The sequence below is a fragment of the Methylorubrum podarium genome (assembly GCF_022179745.1).
GTDB classification, from domain to species: domain Bacteria; phylum Pseudomonadota; class Alphaproteobacteria; order Rhizobiales; family Beijerinckiaceae; genus Methylobacterium; species Methylobacterium podarium.
Genome location: NZ_BPRD01000270.1, coordinates 1 through 2,139, shown reverse-complemented (window position 1 = coordinate 2,139; position 2,139 = coordinate 1). Strand labels below are relative to the sequence as shown.

The 2,139-nt window shown below is 68.9% G+C and carries 1 protein-coding gene; it reads left to right on the top strand.

Annotated elements, in window-relative coordinates; genetic code table 11:
• A partial coding sequence (locus MFF42_RS14015; protein WP_238256283.1) for an efflux RND transporter permease subunit occupies nt 1-2,057 on the top strand: 2,057 nt, incomplete at its 5' end.
• Nucleotides 2,058-2,139 lie beyond the last annotated feature (82 nt).

Sequence of the window (2,139 nt, the reverse complement as noted above, 5' to 3'; positions counted from 1 at the left end):
GCCTCGATGTGGCGCTGATCGGCGCCCGCGAGGTCGGCTTCACCGTCGTCTCGATGAGCCTGTCGCTCATCGCGGTGTTCCTGCCGATCCTGCTCATGGGCGGCATCGTCGGCCGCCTGTTCCAGGAATTCGCGGTCACGCTGTCGATGGCGATCCTCGTCTCGCTCGTGCTCTCGCTGACGACGACGCCGATGATGTGCGCGCTGCTCCTCAAGCCCGAGGCGCAGATGCACGCGGCCAGGCGCCCCAACATCCTGCTGCGGATGCTGGAGGGCGGGTTCGACGCGCTGCTCGCGGGCTACGAGCGGACGCTCCGCTTCGCGCTCCGTCACCGGCGGCTGACCGCGCTCAGCGTGTTCGTAGCGATCGGGCTCACGGTCTACGGCTACATCATCGTGCCGAAGGGCTTCTTCCCGGATCAGGATACCGGCCAGCTCATGGGCGGCATCCAGGCCGACCAGCGCATCTCGTTCCAGTCGATGAAGGACAAGCTGGAGCGGGCGAGCGCCATCGTGCAGGCGGACCCGGCGGTGGAGAGCATCGTCGGCTTCACCGGCGGGCGCGGCACCAACTCGGCCAACGTCTTCGTCGGGCTCAAACCCCTGGGCCAGCGCGACTCGATCGAGAAGGTGATGAACCGGCTTCGGCCGAAGCTCGCCCAGGTCGCGGGCGCGCGGCTGTTCCTGTTCCCGCGCCAGGATCTCAGGATGGGCGGGCGCCAGAGCTTCGCCCAGTACCAGTACACCCTCCAGGGCGACACGGCGGCCGAGCTCTACGCGGCGTCACCGAAGCTGCTGCAGGCGCTGCAGAAGCGCACCGACATCTTCGCCGACGTGACCTCCGACCAGCAGGAGGGCGGGCTGGAAAGCCGCCTCGTCATCGACCGGGCGACCGCCTTCCGCTACGGCATCACCCCGGACCAGATCGACAACACCCTCTACGACGCCTTCGGCCAGCGGCAGGTCTCGACGATCTACAACCCGCTCAACCAGTACCACGTGGTGATGGAGATCGCGCCGCGATACCTCCAGAACCCGGAGGTGCTGAAGACGATCTACGTCTCGACCACGGGCGGCCGGGCGCGGGGCTCGGCCACCACCAACGCGGTCGCCGGCACGGTCGCCGGCGGCGGGACCACGACCCCCTCGCAGGCCTCGACCTCCGGCACCTCCACCACCGACACAGCCGCGACCCTCGCCGCGGATTCGGCGCGCAACGCCGCGGGCAACGCCATCGCCGCGAGCAAGGGCGGCGCCTCGTCGAGCGCGCCGGTGTCGAGCGCCAAGGAGACGATGGTTCCGCTCTCGGCCTTCGCCCACTTCGAGACCGGCAACGCCCCGGTCCAGGTCTCGCACCAGGGGCTGTTCGTGGCGACCACGATCTCGTTCAACCTCGTGCCGGGCAAGAGCCTGGGCGAGGCCACCGCGGTGATCGACCAGACCATGCTCGATCTGCAATTGCCGCAGACCATCCACGGCGAGTTCGCGGGCGCGGCCAAGAGCTACCAGGAATCGGCCTCGCGCCAGCCCTTGCTGATCCTGGCGGCGCTGCTGGCCGTCTACGCCGTGCTCGGCATCCTCTACGAGAGCTACATCCACCCGCTCACGATCCTCTCGACCCTGCCCTCGGCCGGGATCGGTGCCATCGTTGCGCTGCTGACGACCGGGACCGAGTTCACCATCGTCGCCCTGATCGCGGTGTTCCTGCTGATCGGCATCGTGAAGAAGAACGCGATCCTGATGATCGACTTCGCCATCGACGCGGAGCGGAACCGCGGGCTGGCGCCGGGCGATGCGATCTTCGAGGCCTGCATCCTGCGCTTCCGGCCGATCATGATGACGACGCTCGCCGCCATCCTCGGCGCGGCCCCGCTCATCGTCGCGGGCGGCGAGGGGGCGGAGCTGCGCCGGCCGCTCGGCATCGCCATCGTCGGTGGACTCGTGGTCAGCCAGATCCTGACCCTCTACACGACACCGGTCGTCTACCTGTATCTCGACCGTCTCCGGCTCTGGGCGAAGCGTCGCCGGGGCGGACCCGCGACGGTGCCGGCCGAGTGAGGATGGTTGTTTCGATGGTCGTCGCCAGAAATTGCCCGCCCCCCTCTGCGGGGGAGGGTGGCCGCTGCGTCAGCAGGGGTCG